The sequence below is a fragment of the Halomonas sp. THAF12 genome (genome assembly GCF_009363675.1).
In the GTDB taxonomy this organism is placed as follows: Bacteria; Pseudomonadota; Gammaproteobacteria; order Pseudomonadales; family Halomonadaceae; genus Halomonas; species Halomonas smyrnensis.
Window position 1 is genome coordinate 1,806,787 of sequence record NZ_CP045399.1, and the last position, 15,751, is coordinate 1,822,537.

Annotated in this window: 14 protein-coding genes; 7 read left to right on the forward strand and 7 right to left on the reverse strand. The window is 68.5% G+C overall.

The features are described 5' to 3' along the window. Positions 1 to 10 precede the first annotated feature (10 nt). Together pheT and FIU88_RS08410 are read left to right on the forward strand one after the other, a co-directional pair. Complete coding sequence (gene pheT, locus FIU88_RS08405; RefSeq protein WP_152478893.1) at positions 11 to 2,392, forward strand: phenylalanine--tRNA ligase subunit beta; 2,382 nt, start codon at positions 11 to 13, stop codon at positions 2,390 to 2,392. A gap of 38 nt (positions 2,393 to 2,430) precedes the next feature. After that, positions 2,431 to 2,733 (forward strand): integration host factor subunit alpha, encoded by a 303-nt coding sequence (locus FIU88_RS08410; RefSeq protein ID WP_016854833.1) that lies wholly within the window; start codon positions 2,431 to 2,433, stop codon positions 2,731 to 2,733. A 77-nt stretch (positions 2,734 to 2,810) separates the two neighbouring features. Here the strand turns inward: FIU88_RS08410 and FIU88_RS08415 are convergent, their stop codons facing one another. Next, positions 2,811 to 3,017, reverse strand: coding sequence for a DUF2788 domain-containing protein (locus tag FIU88_RS08415; protein ID WP_152478894.1), 207 nt, complete (start codon positions 3,015 to 3,017; stop codon positions 2,811 to 2,813). Between the two features lie 133 nt (positions 3,018 to 3,150). Between FIU88_RS08415 and FIU88_RS08420 the strand changes: the two genes are divergently transcribed. Together FIU88_RS08420 and FIU88_RS08425 are read left to right on the forward strand one after the other, a co-directional pair. Next, positions 3,151 to 3,615, forward strand: a complete 465-nt coding sequence (locus tag FIU88_RS08420) for a flavodoxin (protein ID WP_016854835.1) — start codon at positions 3,151 to 3,153, stop codon at positions 3,613 to 3,615. Next, a complete protein-coding gene (locus FIU88_RS08425; protein ID WP_152478895.1) occupies positions 3,615 to 3,983 on the forward strand; it encodes a hypothetical protein in 369 nt (122 codons plus the stop codon). Before FIU88_RS08420 ends, FIU88_RS08425 begins: the two co-directional genes overlap by 1 nt. A 74-nt stretch (positions 3,984 to 4,057) precedes the next feature. Here FIU88_RS08425 and ppnN read toward each other — a convergent pair whose 3' ends face one another. After that, positions 4,058 to 5,419: a nucleotide 5'-monophosphate nucleosidase PpnN gene (gene ppnN / locus FIU88_RS08430; protein ID WP_152478896.1), complete on the reverse strand. Its 1,362-nt coding sequence runs from the start codon at positions 5,417 to 5,419 to the stop codon at positions 4,058 to 4,060. Between the two features lie 209 nt (positions 5,420 to 5,628). Between ppnN and FIU88_RS08435 the strand changes: the two genes are divergently transcribed. Then, positions 5,629 to 6,573: a LysR family transcriptional regulator gene (locus FIU88_RS08435; protein WP_152478897.1), complete on the forward strand. Its 945-nt coding sequence runs from the start codon at positions 5,629 to 5,631 to the stop codon at positions 6,571 to 6,573. Between the two features lie 121 nt (positions 6,574 to 6,694). Here the strand turns inward: FIU88_RS08435 and gcvP are convergent, their stop codons facing one another. Beyond that, a complete protein-coding gene (gene gcvP, locus FIU88_RS08440; protein ID WP_152478898.1) occupies positions 6,695 to 9,589 on the reverse strand; it encodes an aminomethyl-transferring glycine dehydrogenase in 2,895 nt (964 codons plus the stop codon). 114 nt (positions 9,590 to 9,703) lie between these two features. Next, the gene (gcvH, locus tag FIU88_RS08445; protein ID WP_016854840.1) at positions 9,704 to 10,096 is read right to left on the reverse strand and encodes a glycine cleavage system protein GcvH; all 393 of its coding nucleotides are present in this window, start codon (positions 10,094 to 10,096) and stop codon (positions 9,704 to 9,706) included. Positions 10,097 to 10,595: 499 nt separating this feature from the next. Between gcvH and FIU88_RS08450 the strand changes: the two genes are divergently transcribed. Together FIU88_RS08450 and gcvT are read left to right on the forward strand one after the other, a co-directional pair. After that, positions 10,596 to 11,972 (forward strand): sodium:alanine symporter family protein, encoded by a 1,377-nt coding sequence (locus FIU88_RS08450; RefSeq protein WP_016854841.1) that lies wholly within the window; start codon positions 10,596 to 10,598, stop codon positions 11,970 to 11,972. 64 nt (positions 11,973 to 12,036) lie between these two features. Next, positions 12,037 to 13,146: a glycine cleavage system aminomethyltransferase GcvT gene (gene gcvT / locus FIU88_RS08455; protein ID WP_152478899.1), complete on the forward strand. Its 1,110-nt coding sequence runs from the start codon at positions 12,037 to 12,039 to the stop codon at positions 13,144 to 13,146. Between the two features lie 178 nt (positions 13,147 to 13,324). Here gcvT and FIU88_RS08460 read toward each other — a convergent pair whose 3' ends face one another. The 3 genes from FIU88_RS08460 to FIU88_RS08470 are packed head-to-tail and all read right to left on the reverse strand — an operon-like array spanning position 13,325 to position 15,652. Further along, on the reverse strand, positions 13,325 to 13,942 hold the full coding sequence (locus FIU88_RS08460; RefSeq protein WP_152478900.1) for an alpha-ketoglutarate-dependent dioxygenase AlkB: 618 nt from the start codon (positions 13,940 to 13,942) through the stop codon (positions 13,325 to 13,327). A gap of 38 nt (positions 13,943 to 13,980) precedes the next feature. Further along, positions 13,981 to 14,523: a phosphatase PAP2 family protein gene (locus tag FIU88_RS08465; RefSeq protein ID WP_152478901.1), complete on the reverse strand. Its 543-nt coding sequence runs from the start codon at positions 14,521 to 14,523 to the stop codon at positions 13,981 to 13,983. Further along, positions 14,495 to 15,652, reverse strand: coding sequence for a glycosyltransferase family 1 protein (locus FIU88_RS08470; RefSeq protein ID WP_152478902.1), 1,158 nt, complete (start codon positions 15,650 to 15,652; stop codon positions 14,495 to 14,497). Before FIU88_RS08470 ends, FIU88_RS08465 begins: the two co-directional genes overlap by 29 nt. Between the last annotated feature and the right edge of the window lie 99 nt (positions 15,653 to 15,751).

Here is a 15,751-nt window from a genome sequence, read left to right on the forward strand (position 1 = left end):
AGGAACTGACATGAAATTTTCCGAACAGTGGCTGCGTGAATGGGTCTCCCCGGCGCTGGCGACCCAGGCACTGGCCGACCAGGTCACCATGGCCGGTCTCGAGGTCGATGCCATCGAGCCGGTGGCGGCCGAATTCACCGACGTGGTGGTGGCCGAGGTCGTCGCCCGCGAACAGCACCCCGACGCCGACAAGCTCAACGTCTGCCAGGTCGAGGACGGCAGCGGCGAGCGCGTCCAGGTCGTGTGCGGCGCGCCCAACGTCGACGTCGGCCAGAAGGTGCCCTTCGCCCGGGTCGGCGCGGTGCTGCCCGGCGACTTCAAGATCAAGAAGGCCAAGCTGCGCGGCGTCGAATCACGCGGCATGATCTGCGCCTCCTCCGAGCTCGGTCTCGAGGAAGACGCCTCGCCGGGCATCCTGGTGCTGCCGGCCGACGCGCCGGTGGGCGAGGGCGTGCGCGACTACCTGGGCCTGGACGACCACACCATCGAGGTCGACCTGACCCCCAACCGCGGCGACTGCCTGAGCGTCAAGGGCATGGCCCGTGAGGTCGGCGTGCTCAACCGCCTGCCGGTCGAAGGCCCGGCCATCGCGCCGGTGGCGGCGAGCCACGACGAGACCTTCCCGGTGCGCGTCGAGGACGCCGACGGCTGCCCGCGCTACCTGGGTCGGGTGATCAAGGGCGTCGACGTGACCGCCGAGACGCCGCTGTGGATGGTCGAGCGCCTGCGTCGCAGTGGCATTCGTGCCATCGACCCGGTGGTCGACGTCACCAACTACGTGATGCTCGAGCTCGGTCAGCCGCTGCATGCCTTCGACCGCGCCAACCTCAACGAGGCCGTGGTGGTGCGTCGCGCCCGCGAGGGCGAGCGGCTGGTGCTGCTCGACGGCCAGGAGATCACCCTGGGCGCCAGCACCCTGGTGATCGCCGACGAGCGCGGCCCGCTGGCCATCGCCGGTGTGATGGGCGGCGAACACTCCGGCGTCGGCGCCGAGACCCGCGACATCTTCCTCGAGTCGGCGCACTTCTCGCCGCTGGCGGTGGCCGGACAGGCCCGTTCCTATGGCCTGCACACCGACGCCTCGCATCGCTTCGAGCGCGGCGTGGACCCGGCGCTGGCCCACGAGGCCGCCGAGCGCGCCACCGCGCTGCTGCTGGAGATCGTCGGCGGCGAGCCCGGCCCGCTGGTCGAGGTGGCCGACGCGGAGCGCCTGCCCGGCGACCGCGAGGTGCTGCTGCGTCGCGAGCGCCTGGACCAGGCCCTGGACAAGGTGCTCGACGGCGAGGAAGTCGGCGAGATCCTCGAGCGCCTCGGCCTCGCGGTCGAGAGCGTCGAGGCGGGCTGGCAGGCGCGCATGCCGAGCTGGCGCTTCGATCTGGCCATCGAGGAAGACCTGATCGAGGAAGTGGCGCGCATCCACGGTTACAACCGCCTGCCGGTGCGTCGTCCCCAGGCCCGCCTGGGCCTCGAGCCCGATGTCGAGGCCCGCACGCCGCTGTCCCGCCTGCGCAACCAGATGGTCGCGCGCGGCTACTTCGAGGCGGTGACCTACAGCTTCGTGGCGCCGGAGCTGCAGTCCACGCTGCTGCCGGAAGCCGTCTCTCCGACGCTGGCCAACCCGATCTCCAGCGACCTGTCGGTGATGCGGGCGAGCCTGTTCCCGGGCCTGGTGCGTGCGCTGCAGCACAACCTCAATCGCCAGCAGACACGGGTGCGTCTGTTCGAGACCGGCCTGGTGTTCCGCGGCGAGCTGGACGGCCTGCATCAGGTGCCGATGCTCGGCGCCCTGGTCTGCGGCGCCCGCGATCCGGAAGGCTGGAACGGCGGCAAGGACAAGGTCGACTTCTTCGATCTGAAGGGCGACCTGGAGACCCTGCTGGCCATGGGGGGCGAGCCCGAGGCCTGGCGCTTCGAGCCGGCCGAGCATCCGGCCCTGCATCCCGGCCAGTGCGCGCGGGTGCTGTACCGCGGCGAGGAGGCCGGCTGGATCGGCACCCTGCACCCGGCGGTGCGCGCCGAGCTGGGGCTGAAGGTCGATGCGGTGATGTTCGAGGTTCGCCTCGAGGCGCTGACCCAGGGCCAGGTGCCGGCCTTCGCGCCGCTGTCGCGCTATCCCGAGGTGCGTCGCGACCTGGCCTTCCTGGTCGACGCCGAGCGTCCGGTCCAGGCGCTGCTCGACACCGTGCACGCCCAGGCCGGCGAATGGCTGGTGGATGTGCGCCTGTTCGACGTCTATCAGGGCAAGGGCGTGGCCGAGGGTCACAAGAGCGTCGCCCTGGGCTTGACCTGGCAGCATCCTTCGCGCACGCTAAATGACGAGGAAATCAACCACTTGGTCGATGCCATCGTCGAGGAGTCGCGGCTGCATCTGGGCGCCGAGCTTCGCGCATGAGGGATTCCGGGCTCGACCAGCAGCGAGAGGGAAGCGACATGGGGGCGTTGACCAAGGCCGAACTGGCCGAACATCTGCACGCCGACCTCGGTCTCTCCAAGCGTGAGGCCAAGTCCATGGTGGAAGCCTTCTTCGAGGAGATCCGCGCCTGCCTGCGTGAGAACGAGCAGGTCAAGCTGTCGGGCTTCGGGAACTTCGACCTCAGGGACAAGAGCGAGCGGCCGGGCCGGAACCCCAAGACGGGCGAGGAGATTCCGATCTCCGCCCGGCGGGTGGTGACCTTCCGGCCGGGGCAGAAGCTCAAGACGCAGGTCGAGGAGTACCATCCCGAGGAGGGCTGACCCCGCCTCCTTCATGCGATACGCCGACGCCACCCTCCGGGGTGGCGTCGGCTTTCTTGTGCCAGTCGGGACGGTCGCTAGAGGGCGCCGCGTTCCAGCCACCAGGTGATCACCACCTTGAGCACGTAGCCCAGCATGCCGGCGCCGAGCACCACGAACAGCATCAGGGTGCCGAAGTGCCCGGCCTTCGACTGTCTGGCCAGATCCCAGATGATGAAGCACATGAACAGCATCAGGCCGCCGATCATCAGGGGGGTGATCCAGGCTTCGAAGGTGTGGGTCATGAGGGCTCCCGGAGAGAGGGTGACGGGAGCGTCATTATACGGCCTGGCTCCCTGACCCGCAGGGGGCGCAAGGGTGCGGCCTTGCCGGCGGCCGTGTTAAAATCCGATCAAATTTCTCAGGCAAATCCACGACATGCCCAAGCTCAAGATTTTCGTCGGCACCATGTACGGCGGTGCCCTGGATGTGGCCGAGCAGGTCCAGCCGCTGTTCGAGGACGCCGGCTACGAGGTCGAGATCTTCGACCAGCCGACCCTGGCCGATCTGACCGATACCCCCACCGATCTGGCGCTGTTCTGCGTGTCCACCACCGGCAGCGGCGACGTGCCGGGCAACCTGGTGCCCTTCGTGCGCGAACTGGACGCCCAGAGCCCCGGGCTCACCGAGCTGCGCTACGGCATGATCGCGCTCGGTGACGGCTCCTACGTCGACTCCTTCTGCGGCGCCGGCCGCTCCCTCGACGAGCAGCTGCAGGGGCAGGGGGCCACGCGGCTGGGCGAGCGCCTCGAGATCGACGCCATGGAGACCTTCATGGCCGACGACGCGGCGATTCCCTGGGTCGAGGAGTGGATCACCACCCAGCAGCTGAAGGTGGCCTGATGGGCGCGACCTCTAGCCCGGAGCGGCTCAGCCTTCTGGTCGGGCTGGCGGTGATGATGGCGGCGACCCTGCTGCGCTATATGATCGGTGGTCATCAGACGCGCCTGATCCTGTTGGCATTCGCCATCGTCGCGGTGCTCGGCGTGGCGCTGGCCCAGTGGCGGCTGCTGGCCGCCGAGGCCCGCGCCAGGCTGCCGGCGCTGCTGCGCCGTCTGGTGGTCTTCCTGGTGGTGGGGCTGGTGGCGATGGCGGTCTGGCAGGGGCTCGTTGCCGGCTGGAGCGGCTGGGCGCTGCTGGCCTCCCACGGCACCACCCTGGGGCTGCTGCTGCATGCGCTCGGCATCTGGCTCAGGCCGCTGCGAGACTGAACGCCTGCCACGTCAGACGAAAGAGCCCCGCCGGCGGATGCCGGCGGGGCTTTTCGTTGGACGCTTCGCTGGGGTCAGCTCAGCGTGTAGCAGGGCTTGTATTCGCCGGCCAGCTTCATGCGGCCCTGGGCGACGAAGGAGTTCAGCAGCTCGTCGAGCCTTGCCATCAGTTCGGGCTCGGCGTTGAGGCGGAAGGGGCCGTGGGCCTCGATCAGCCGGATCCCGCGTTCCTTGACGTTGCCGGCGACGATGCCGGAGAAGGCCCGGCGCAGGTTGGCGGCCAGCTCGTGCACCGGCTGCTCGCGATGCAGGGCCAGGCCGGCCATGCTCTCGTGGGTCGGGTCGAACGGTGCCTGGAAGTCGCGGGCCACGGTGAGGCGCCAGTTGTAGTAGAAGGCGTCCTGGCGCTGGCGGCGATACTCGGCGACGTCGTCGACGCCCTTGCGCATGGTCCGCGCCACCTCGATCGGGTCGTCGATGATGATGGTGTAGAGCCGGCGCACGGATTCGCCGAGGGTGTAGACCAGGAACTCGTCGATGCGCCTGAAGTAGTCGGCGGAACCGGCGGGGCCGGTGAGGATCACCGGGAGCTCCATGTCGGCGTTGTCCGGGTGCAGCAGGATGCCGAGCAGGTAGAGGATCTCCTCGGCGGTGCCGACCCCGCCGGGGAACACGATGATGCCGTGGCCCAAGCGCACGAAGGCCTCGAGGCGCTTCTCGATGTCCGGCATCACCACCAGTTCGTTGACGATGGGGTTGGGCGCCTCGGCGGCGATGATGCCGGGTTCGGACACGCCCAGGTAGCGGCCCTCGGTGCGGCGCTGCTTGGCGTGGGCCACGTTGGCGCCCTTCATCGGCCCCTTCATGGCGCCGGGGCCGCAGCCCGTGCAGATGTCCAGCTCGCGCAGCCCCAGGTGATAGCCGACGTGCTTGGTGTAGTCGTATTCCTCGCGGGAGATCGAGTGACCGCCCCAGCACACCACCATGCTCGGGTCGCGGCTGGGGTGCAGGGTGCCGGCCTTGCGCAGGATGTGGAAGACGGCGTTGGTGGTGCCTTCGCCGGTGGTCAGGTCGAACCGCTGGTGGGTCTGGATCTCGTTGTAGACGTAGACGATGTCGCGCAGCACCGAGGAGAGGTGCTCGCGGATGCCGCGGATCATCTTGCCATCGACGAAGGCCTCCGCCGGGGCATTGGTCAGCTTGAGGCGAACCCCGCGGTCCTGCTGGATGACCTCGATGTCGAAATCGGAGTAGGTCTCCATCAGCGCCAGGCCGTCGTCGGTCGGGTTGCCGGAGTTCAGCACGGCCAGGGCGCAGCTGCGCAGGAGCCCATGAAGCCCGCTGCGGGAGGTATCGTGCAGCCGGTTGACCTCATGCTGAGAGAGGATCTCGAGGCTGCCTTCCGGGGAGATGATGCTGGAAATGGTATTGGCCATGCAGCGCGTCCGTGTCACTGGAAAGGGAGCGGCGGTGTCCGATCGTGCCTGGCCTTCGCTTGCCGGCGCGTCGGATCGCGCCTGGAGGGCGGCTCGCAGCCGCCTGCCTCGATGCTAACACGCCCCCGCGCAAGGCGCAGCGCTGCGCGCTTCCGGGCGAGCTGGTAGAATGTCGATGTCCGGTCCCTGTGGTCAAGATGTCTTCCGCCATGTTCAATGCCCTGTATTTCCGTACCTTCATCACCCTCGTCGAGACCGGCAGCTTCACCCGGACCGCCCAGCGTCTGGAGATGACCCAGCCCGGGGTCAGCCAGCATATCCGCAAGCTGGAACGCTATCTGGACAAGTCGCTGCTCGACCGCCAGGGACGGCGTTTCGCGCTGACCGAGGCCGGCCGCCGGGCCTATGACTACGCGCTCAAGCTGTTCGCCGAGCACGAGCAGTTCCGGCATTCGCTGGACGACGAGAGCCTCGACAGCGGCGAATGTCGCATCGCCTCGCCGGGCAGCGTGGGGCTGATGTTCTATCCCTTCATCCTCGGCCAGCAGCAGATGCATCCTGGGCTGACGGTGAGCTACAGCTTCGCCTTCAACCACGAGATCGTCACGGACGTGCAGGCCGGCCGGCATGATCTCGGTATCGTTACCGAGGCGGTTCGCCACCCCGAGATCGACTGCGAGCCCTGGCACCAGGAGCCGCTGTGCCTGGTGGTGCCGGCGGACTTCACCGGCACTGGCCTTGCCGACCTGATGGCGCTGGGCTTCATCGGCTATGCCGATGGGGTCAATCGCGCCGGCGGCGTGCTGCGCCAGAACTTCCCCGGGGAGTTCCGCTCGATGAGCCACTTCCCGCGCCAGGGCTTTACCAACGAATCCAGCATGGTGCTCGACGCCGTGGCACGGGGGCTGGGCTTCACCGTGGTGTCGCGGCTGGTGCTCGAGACCTCACCCTGGCAGCGCCAGGTACGCGAGCTGACGCTGCCGCACCCGGTGCAGGAAACGCTCTACCTGGTCACCCGGCGCGGCATGCGCATGCCCCGGCGCTATACCCGCCTGCTCGAGGCGTTCCGCGAGCATCGCCATCACGAACGCTATGGACACGGCGAGCCCGGCCTTGCCGATCTCGGTGAGGTGCCGGGCGAGGGCGCCGGGTAGTCGCTCGGCCGCCGCGGCGCCGTTTCCCATCGACGGCCCCATCCCCTGATGTGACATCCCCGCAAACGACAAGCGCCCCGCCGAATGGCGGGGCGCTTCGCGTGCGGTCATCCGTGTGGGATCACTCGCGATAGGCGTCGATGCTCGGGCAGGAGCAGATCAGCTGGCGGTCGCCGAGTACGTTGTCGACACGGTTGACGGTCGGCCAGTACTTGGCCGTCTTGACCGCCCCGGAGGGGAAGGCGCCCAGCTCGCGGGAATAGGGGCGCTCCCAGCCGGCGTCCATCAGGTCGGCCATGGTGTGTGGCGCATTGACCAGCGGGTTGTTGTCGGCGGGCCATTCGCCGGCCTCGACCCTGGCCACTTCCTCGCGGATCGCGATCATGGCGTCGCAGAAGCGGTCGAGCTCGTACAGCGACTCGGATTCCGTGGGCTCGATCATCAGCGTGCCGGGCACCGGGAAGGACATGGTCGGGGCGTGGAAGCCGTAGTCCATCAGGCGCTTGGCGATGTCCTCCTCGCTGATGCCGGAGTCGGCCTTGAGCGGGCGGATGTCGATGATGCACTCGTGGGCCACGGTGCCGTTGGCGCCCTTGTAGAGCACCGGATAGTGTTCGCCCAGGCGCGCGGCGATGTAGTTGGCCCCGAGGATGGCGAGCTCGGTGGCCTCGCGCAGGCCGCGGGCGCCCATCATCTTGATGTAGGCCCAGGAGATCGGAAGGATCGAGGCGCTGCCGAAGGGCGCCGCCGCCACCGCGCCGCTGCCGGCCTCGACGCCGTCAAGCGGGCGCACCACATGGTTGGACACGTAGGGCGCCAGGTGCGACTTGACGCCGATCGGACCCATGCCCGGGCCGCCGCCGCCGTGGGGGATGCAGAAGGTCTTGTGCAGGTTCAGGTGGCTGACGTCGCCGCCGAAGTCGCCGGGGCGGGCCAGGCCCACCTGGGCGTTCATGTTGGCGCCGTCGATGTACACCTGGCCGCCGTGGGCGTGGACGATGTCGCAGGCCTCGCGCACGCCTTCCTCGAACACGCCGTGGGTGGACGGGTAGGTGAGCATGATCGCCGACAGCGACGCGGCGTGCTGCTCGGCCTTGTCACGCAGATCGGCGAGATCGATGTTGCCGTCGTCGTCGCACTCCACCACCACGACCTTCATGTGGGCCATGGCCGCGGACGCCGGATTGGTGCCGTGGGCGGAGCTCGGGATCAGGCAGACGTCGCGATGGCCCTGGCCTTCGGCCTGCTGATAGCGACGGATCGCCACCAGGCCGGCGTACTCGCCCTGGGCGCCGGAGTTCGGCTGCATGGAGATGTGGTCGTAGCCGGTGATCTCCACCAGGAAGTCGGCCAGCTCGTCGATGATCTGCTGGTAGCCGGCCACCTGGTCCTTGGGCGCGAAGGGGTGGATGCGCGCCAGTTCCGGCCAGGTGATGGGGATCATCTCGCTGGTGGCGTTGAGCTTCATGGTGCACGAGCCCAGCGGGATCATGGCGTGGGCCAGCGACAGATCCTTGTTCTCCAGGCGCTTGAGGTAGCGCAGCATCTCCGTCTCGCTGTGGTAGCGGCGGAAGGTCGGATGGGTCAGGAAGTCGGACTCGCGCTCGCTGCCCGCCGGGATGCCGCTCTTGCCGGCCTCGACGATCTCGGCGTCGAGGGCGGCCACGGACTGGCCGTGCTCGGCGTCGAGCAGCACGTCGAACAGCAGGTCGAGATCGTGGGCGGTGGTGGTCTCGTCGAGGCTGACGCCGATGTCGCCGTTGTCGAAGTAGCGCAGGTTAACGTCATGGGCCATGGCACGGCCGTGGATCCTGCGCGGGTCGATGCCGGTCAGGCGCAGGGTGTCGAACCAGCTGTCGTGGGCCAGGCTCACGCCGCCGCGGGCCAGGCCCTCGGCGAGGATGGTGGTCAGGCGATGCACGCGGCCGGCGATGGTGCGCAGGCCCTCGGCGCCGTGATAGACGGCATAGAAGCCGGCGATGTTGGCCAGCAGCGCCTGGGCGGTGCAGATGTTGGAGGTGGCCTTCTCGCGGCGGATATGCTGCTCGCGGGTCTGCATGGCCATGCGTAGTGCGGTCTCGCCTCGGCTGTCCTGGGAGACGCCGATGATGCGGCCCGGGATCGAGCGCTTGAGCTTGTCGGTGGTGGCGAAGAAGGCGGCATGCGGGCCGCCGAAGCCCATCGGAACGCCGAAGCGCTGAGCGGAGCCGACCACCATGTCGGCGCCCATGGCGCCCGGTTCCTTGAGCAGCACCAGCGACAGGATGTCGGCGGCCACGCAGGTCATGATGCCCTTGGCCTTGGCGGCTTCCAGCAGCGGTGCCAGGTCGTGGACGCGGCCGCCGTCGCCCGGGTACTGCAGCAGGGCGCCGAAGACGTCGTGCTCGGCCACTTCCGCGGCCGGGGCGACGATCAGCTCGAAGTCGAAGTAGTGGGCGCGGGTGCGCACCACGTCGAGGGTCTGCGGGAAGACGTCGTCGGCGACGAAGAAGGCGTTGGTCTTGGCCTTCTTGTTGGCACGACGGCACAGCGCCATGGCCTCGGCGGCGGCGGTGGCCTCATCCAGCAGCGAGGCGTTGGCCAGGCTCATGCCGGTGAGGTCCATGACCATCTGCTGGAAGTTCAGCAGGCCTTCCAGGCGACCCTGGGAGATCTCCGGCTGATAGGGGGTATAGGCGGTGTACCAGCCCGGGTTTTCCAGCACGTTGCGCTGGATGACCGCCGGCAGATGGGTGTCGTAGTAACCCTGCCCGATGTAGCTCCTGGCCACGCGATTCTGGCGGGCCAGGCGATGAAGGTAGTCCAGGGCTTCGGCTTCGCTGCGCGGCGGGTCCAGCTCCAGCTCGCGCCCCAGGCGGATGCCGGCCGGGAGGGTGCGCTCGAGCAGGCTGTCCAGGCTGTCCATGCCCAGAGTGTCCAGCATGGTGGCCACGTCGGAGGCCTCCGGGCCGTTGTGGCGGCGGAGGAAGGCGTCATGGTTGGCCAGTTCGGCCAGGCGGCGTTGTTCGAAAGCCATGGGATACCCTATTGCGGTCGCGCCCGATGCGGGCAGGGAAAGGGGAAAGGGGCGCGGGGCATGGCGTCAGGGGGATTGGCGCCATGCCCCGCCGCCGGGACCGACGGGGTCGGATCAGTCCTCGGCGTCGGCCAGCGCCTGGTAGGCGTCGGCATCGAGCAGGTCGTCGAGAGCGCTGGTTTCCTCGAGGCGAAGCTTCAGGATCCAGCCGTCCTCGTAGGGCGATTCGTTCAGGGTCTCGGGCGCGTCCTCGAGTTCCTCGTTGACCGCGACGACCTCGCCGGACAGCGGGGCGTAGAGATCGGAGGCGGCCTTGACCGACTCGACCACGCCGAACTCGTCGCCCTTGGCCAGGGCGGCACCGACCTCGGGCAGCTCGACGAAGACCACATCGCCGAGGGACTGCTGGGCGTGGTCGGTGATGCCGATGGTTACCGTGCCGTCGCCGTTGTCGAGGATCCACTCGTGGCTTTCGGCGTAGCGCAGGTTGGCGGGGATAGCACTCATGACGTTTTCCTATACGAAAAAGGTTTCTGGTGTGGGGGCATCCTAACGCCCCCGGAGGCGTTTGGCGAGCCCCGGACGCAACGGGACATCACGGGGCGATGCGTGAACGCCTCTCCCAGCGTAGGCCGCCGAGGAGATTCCTGCTCGCTTGCCCCGTGACGAACACGTTCGGCGCCGCGTGGTGAGGGCACCGGGGCGGTGATGTCGGACTTGCTACCCTCGTGGCTGGCGGCTAGAGTGATGCCTGTTTCCGATAAGAAACATATTTCTCCGGCTCCGGCCGAGGTGGCGGCACAGGAATGGGGACGCGCCGCGTCAAATGCGATCTCGGCTATGCTTCATGCTGTGACGCGGGGAAATCGCCGTATTTTCCTATAGGAGACTGGAGCGCCAACGGAAGGATCCGCTATGGTACGCGAGTTCGTATCATCGTTGGTATCACTCGCCCGCAAGACAAGTGCACGTTGGTGCATAACAACAAGCTTTAGGGAGACAAGACGTGGAAACCTTGACCAATTTTCTGTCGGCCATCGAGGGGGTCGTATGGGGCCCGCTGATGCTAGTGCTGCTGCTCGGGGTCGGCCTCTATCTGCAGGTCGGCCTGAAGGTGATGCCCATTCGCAAGCTGGGCATGGGCTTCAAGCTGCTGTGGAAGGGGCGCAGCACCGAGAAGGGCGATGAGGGCGAAGGTGAGGTCTCGCCGTTCAACGCGCTGATGACCTCACTGTCCGCGACCATCGGGACGGGTAACATCGCCGGCGTGGCGACCGCCATCTTCCTCGGCGGCCCGGGCGCGGTGTTCTGGATGTGGATCACCGCCCTGGTGGGCATGGCCACCAAGTTCTCCGAGGCGGTGCTGGCCGTGCGCTATCGCCAGGTCGACGAGGCCGGCGATCACGTCGGTGGCCCGATGTACTACATCCGCAACGGCCTGGGCCAGAAGTGGGCCTGGATGGGCGGCGCCTTCGCGCTGTTCGGCGCCGTGGCCGCCTTCGGCATCGGCAACACCGTGCAGTCCAACTCGGTGGCCGACGGCCTGGGCGAATCCCTCGGCCTGCCGCACTGGATCACCGGCCTGGTGATCATGCTGCTGGCCGGCGCGGTCATCCTCGGCGGCATCAAGCGCATCGCCAAGGTGGCGGGCAAGCTGGTGCCGATCATGGCCGTGGCCTACATCCTCTGTGGCCTGCTGGTGCTGATCATCAACGCCGACCAGATCGGCCATGCCCTGGGCCTGATCTTCGGCCACGCCTTCACGCCGATCTCCGCGGCGGGCGGCTTCGCCGGTGCGGCCGTGGCCAAGGCGATCCAGTTCGGCGTCGCCCGCGGTGTGTTCTCCAATGAGGCTGGCCTCGGCAGCGCGCCGATTGCTCACGCCGCCGCGCAGACCAAGAACCCGGTCCGCCAGGGCCTGATCGCGATGCTCGGCACCTTCATCGACACCATCGTGGTGTGCTCGATCACCGCACTGGCGATCCTCACCACCGCCTGGACCTCCGGCGAGACCGGCGCGGCCCTGACCACACTGTCGTTCAACCAGGCGCTGCCGGGCATCGGCCAGTACGTGGTGTCCTTCGCGCTGGCGGTGTTCGCCTTCACCACCATCCTCGGCTGGGCCTTCTACGGTGAGAAGTGCTTCGAGTACCTGTTCGGCGTGGGCGCCATCAAGTACTACCGCGTGATCTACATCCTGGCGATCTTCGTCGGCTCGGTGCTGCCGCTCGGTTTCGTGTGGCTGCTGGCCAGCGTGTTCAACGCCATGATGGCGATCCCGAACCTGATCGCCCTGGCGCTGCTGTCGCCGGTGGTGTTCAAGCTGACCCGCGACTACTTCGACGGCAAGGACGTGCTGCCGGGCGAAGACCTCAACAAGTAAACGACACCCGGCGCGGGTCGGATCCCGCCCCGCGCCTCCGCTTTATGGGAGTGATACGACCGCGATGAACGAACAACGCCAGACGCCGCTTCACGATCTCCATCTCGAACTGGGCGCCAAGATGGTGCCCTTCGCCGGTTACAGCATGCCGGTGCAGTACGCGCTGGGGGTCAAGAAGGAGCACGAGCATACCCGCCAGGCCTGCGGCCTGTTCGATGTCTCGCACATGGGCCAGGTGCTGGTGCGCGGCCCCGAGCCGGCCGAGGCGCTGGAGACCCTGGTGCCCGCCGACCTGGTCGGCCTGGCCGAGGGGCAGCAGCGCTACGGCCTGTTCACCTCCGAGGAAGGCGGCATCCTCGATGACCTGATGATCGTCAACGGGGGAGATCACCTCTATCTGGTCGTCAATGCGGCCTGCAAGGAGCAGGATATCGCGCACCTGCGTCGTGGCCTGTCCGGTCACGAGGTCGAGGTGCTGGATCGTGGCCTGCTGGCGCTGCAGGGACCGAAGGCCGCCGACGTCATGTCACGGCTGTGCCCCGAGGCCTGCGCGATGGTGTTCATGCAGCACGGCCGCTTCTCCATCGACGGCATCGAGGTCTGGGTCAGCCGCAGCGGCTATACCGGTGAGGACGGCTTCGAGATCTCGGTGGCCGCCGAGGACACCGAGTCCCTGGCGCGTCGCCTGCTGGCCGAGCAGGAGGTCGAGCCGATCGGTCTGGGGGCGCGCGATTCACTGCGTCTCGAGGCCGGGCTGTGCCTCTATGGTCACGACATCGACACCGCCACCACGCCGGTGGAAGGCGGGCTGATCTGGGCCATCGGCAAGCCGCGTCGCCGCGGCGGCGAGCGGCCCGGCGGTTTCCCCGGCGCCGATCTGATCCTGCATCAGGTGGCCGAGAAGGATCATCGTCGCAAGCGCGTGGGCCTGCTCGGCGAGGGGCGCGCCCCGGTGCGCGAGGGCGCCGAGCTGTTCGACGACGAGGGCCATGTCATCGGCGTGGTGACGTCTGGCGGCTTCGGCCCCGCCGTCGGCAAGCCGGTGGCGATGGGCTACGTGACCATCGAGCGGGCCGAAGTCGGCACCACGGTCTTCGCCGAGGTGCGCGGCAAGCGCCTGCCGATGGTGGTCAGCAAGATGCCCTTCGTTGCGCCGGGCTACCACCGTGGCTGATGTTATACCGTTATCTCGGTCTTCATGACCGAGCGCATCGGCGACATCGAATGTCTCAGGTGCATCGAGCCGGACGCGGCCATCCCGAAAGGGGTGGCCGTTTTTTTATGTGCGTCGTGCGAAGGGGGGGTGTGGGGAGTGGGGAGTGGGTCGGGTGAGCCACCGGGGAGCGCGGCCCTCAATCGTGCTGTACCCAGCGAAACGTCAGGCTGATGCGTAGCCCGTGGTCACGCCGCGGCAGCAGGGCATGCTCGAGGTCGGCCTGAACGCCCGACCCCATCAGCAGCAGGCCGTCGTGGGGCTGGCTGACGTTGAAGGCCGGAGCACGGCGATCCTTCCAGCGAAAGCGCAGCGGCCGGTCGGCGCCGAGGCTGACGGCGGCGATCATCGGCGCCTCGCCGAGTTCCGGCTCGTCGTCGCTGTGCCAGCCCATGCGCTCGTCGCCGTCGGCGTAACGGTTCAGCAGCACGCTGTTGAAGCGGGCCTCGATGCCGGCGCGCGCCAGTCGCGTCACGGCGGCATCACGGATCGCCAGCACGGCGGGATGCCAGGGCGTCGGCGCGAAGCGCCGGCCCGAGTAGCGGTAGTCGGCGTCGCCCATCCACACCTGGCGGCGGGGAATCGGGTGGTCGCGGCCGTAGAGACGCAGCGTCGGTCGCTGCCAGTCCAGCTCGCCGTCGAGACGGGCCAGGGCCCGGTCGGCGCTATCGGCACCGAGCAGAGGCGCGAAGCGATGCAGCGGGGGATGGTCGAGCAGCCGCTCGCCGTCGTCGGCAGAGGGAGAAAACAGGTCCATGCCCGCAGGGTGCCAGCCCCGGGGCCTGGACACCAGTGTCAGGAGGCCAGCGCCAGGCTCGCCAGCGCCATGGCGTAGCCGATGGCGGCGCCGGCGATCACATCGCTGATGTAGTGCAGGCCGAGGCCGACCCGCGAGACCGCGATCAGGGCGGCGACGGGAATCAGCGCCGGCAGCAGCCAGGGCGTGTGGGCGGCGGCCAGGGTACAGAACAGAACCGCGTGCATGGTGTGGCCGCTGGGGAAGCTGTAGCGATCCCGGGCCGGTTCCTGGCAGGCGATGGTGGTGAAGGTGATGAAGGGGCGCTCGCGACACAGCCGCGTCTTCACCAGTCGATAGAAGGCGATCGCCACCAGGGCGGTCAGGGTGTAGTGGAGGGTCAGCCGCCAGCCCGCTTCGCCACCGTGCAGCCAGGGCTGGGCGGCGATCAGCACCACCCAGATCGGCCAGTCGCCGGCCTTGCTGGCCAGGCGCAGCGACCACAGCCAGGGGCGGTGGATGCTGAACCCGGCCAGGCGCTGGCAGAGGTGCCATTCGAGCGTATCCAGGCGGTCAAACACGGCAGGGGCGCGAGGTTTCATCGGACATCTCCCGGGCGTGGGTCAGGGCGGCGAGAAAGTCATCGGTGATGGCGGGCCAGCGATAGCCGAGGGCGCGCTGGCGGGCGGCGCGGCCGAGGCGGCCGTAGCGGGCCGGCTGCTGACACAGCGCCACCGCGGCGTCGCGGAAGCCGGCCTCGTCGCCGACCGCCAGATGCACGCCGTTGACGTCGTCCTCGATCAGTTCCGCGCCGGCGGCGTGGCGGAAGGCGACGGTCGCCAGGCCGCTGGCCATGGCCTCGAGCAGCACGTTGCCCCAGGTCTCGGAGATCGACGGGAAGACGAACAGGTCGGCGCTGGCGTAGTAGCGGATCAGGTCGTCCGGCGAGATGAAGCCGGCGAAGTGGGCCTGGGGCAGGGCGCGCTCGAGGTTGGCGCGGCCGGGGCCGTCGCCGACCACCACCAGCGTGAGGCCGGGATGGGCGTCGAGCATGGCGGCGAAGGTGTCACGCAGCAGATCGAGGTTCTTCTCCGGCGCCAGGCGGCCCACGTAGAGCGCCACCGGCTGATGCTCGTCGGCCCCCCACTGCTCGCGCAGGGCCGGGTCGCGATGGGCCGGCGAGAAACGCTCGCCGTCGATGCCGCGGGCCATCACCTTGACCCGTTCGAAACCGCGCTGGCCGAGGTCGTGGGCCTGGGCATGGGTCGGCACCAGGGTGGCGCCGCAGCGGTTGTGGAACCGGCGCAGGCGCTGGGTGACCAGCGGGCGCAGCCAGTCGACGCCGTAGTCCCGACAATAATGATCGAAGTTGGTGTGCCAGCCGCTGACCACGGGGATGCCCAGCTTCTCCGCAGCGGCCAGCGCCGACCAGCCGAGCGGGCCCTCGGTGGCCACGTAGACGACGTCGGGTCGCTCGGCCTGCCACAGGCGACGGATGCGGCCGCCGGCGGGAAAGCCGAGGCGCACCTCGCGATAGCCTGGCACGGAGGTACCGCGCACCTGGAGTTCGCTGTCCATGCCCTCGGCGCGATGCTCACCGTCGGCGGGGCGCGGTCGTACCAGCTGCAACGAGAAGCCGCGTTCCCGCAGCTGGCCGCTGAGCTGGGCCAGGGTGTGGGCCACGCCGTTGATGTCCGGCGTCCAGGTTTCGCTGACCAGGCAGATGCGCATGTCCATCCTCGTGACGTCGGTGGCCGGAGTGGCCCCGTTGCCGATTCAGGATGGCCGGGCGGGGTGACAGCATCGCGACATCGTCATGACGCCGCGATG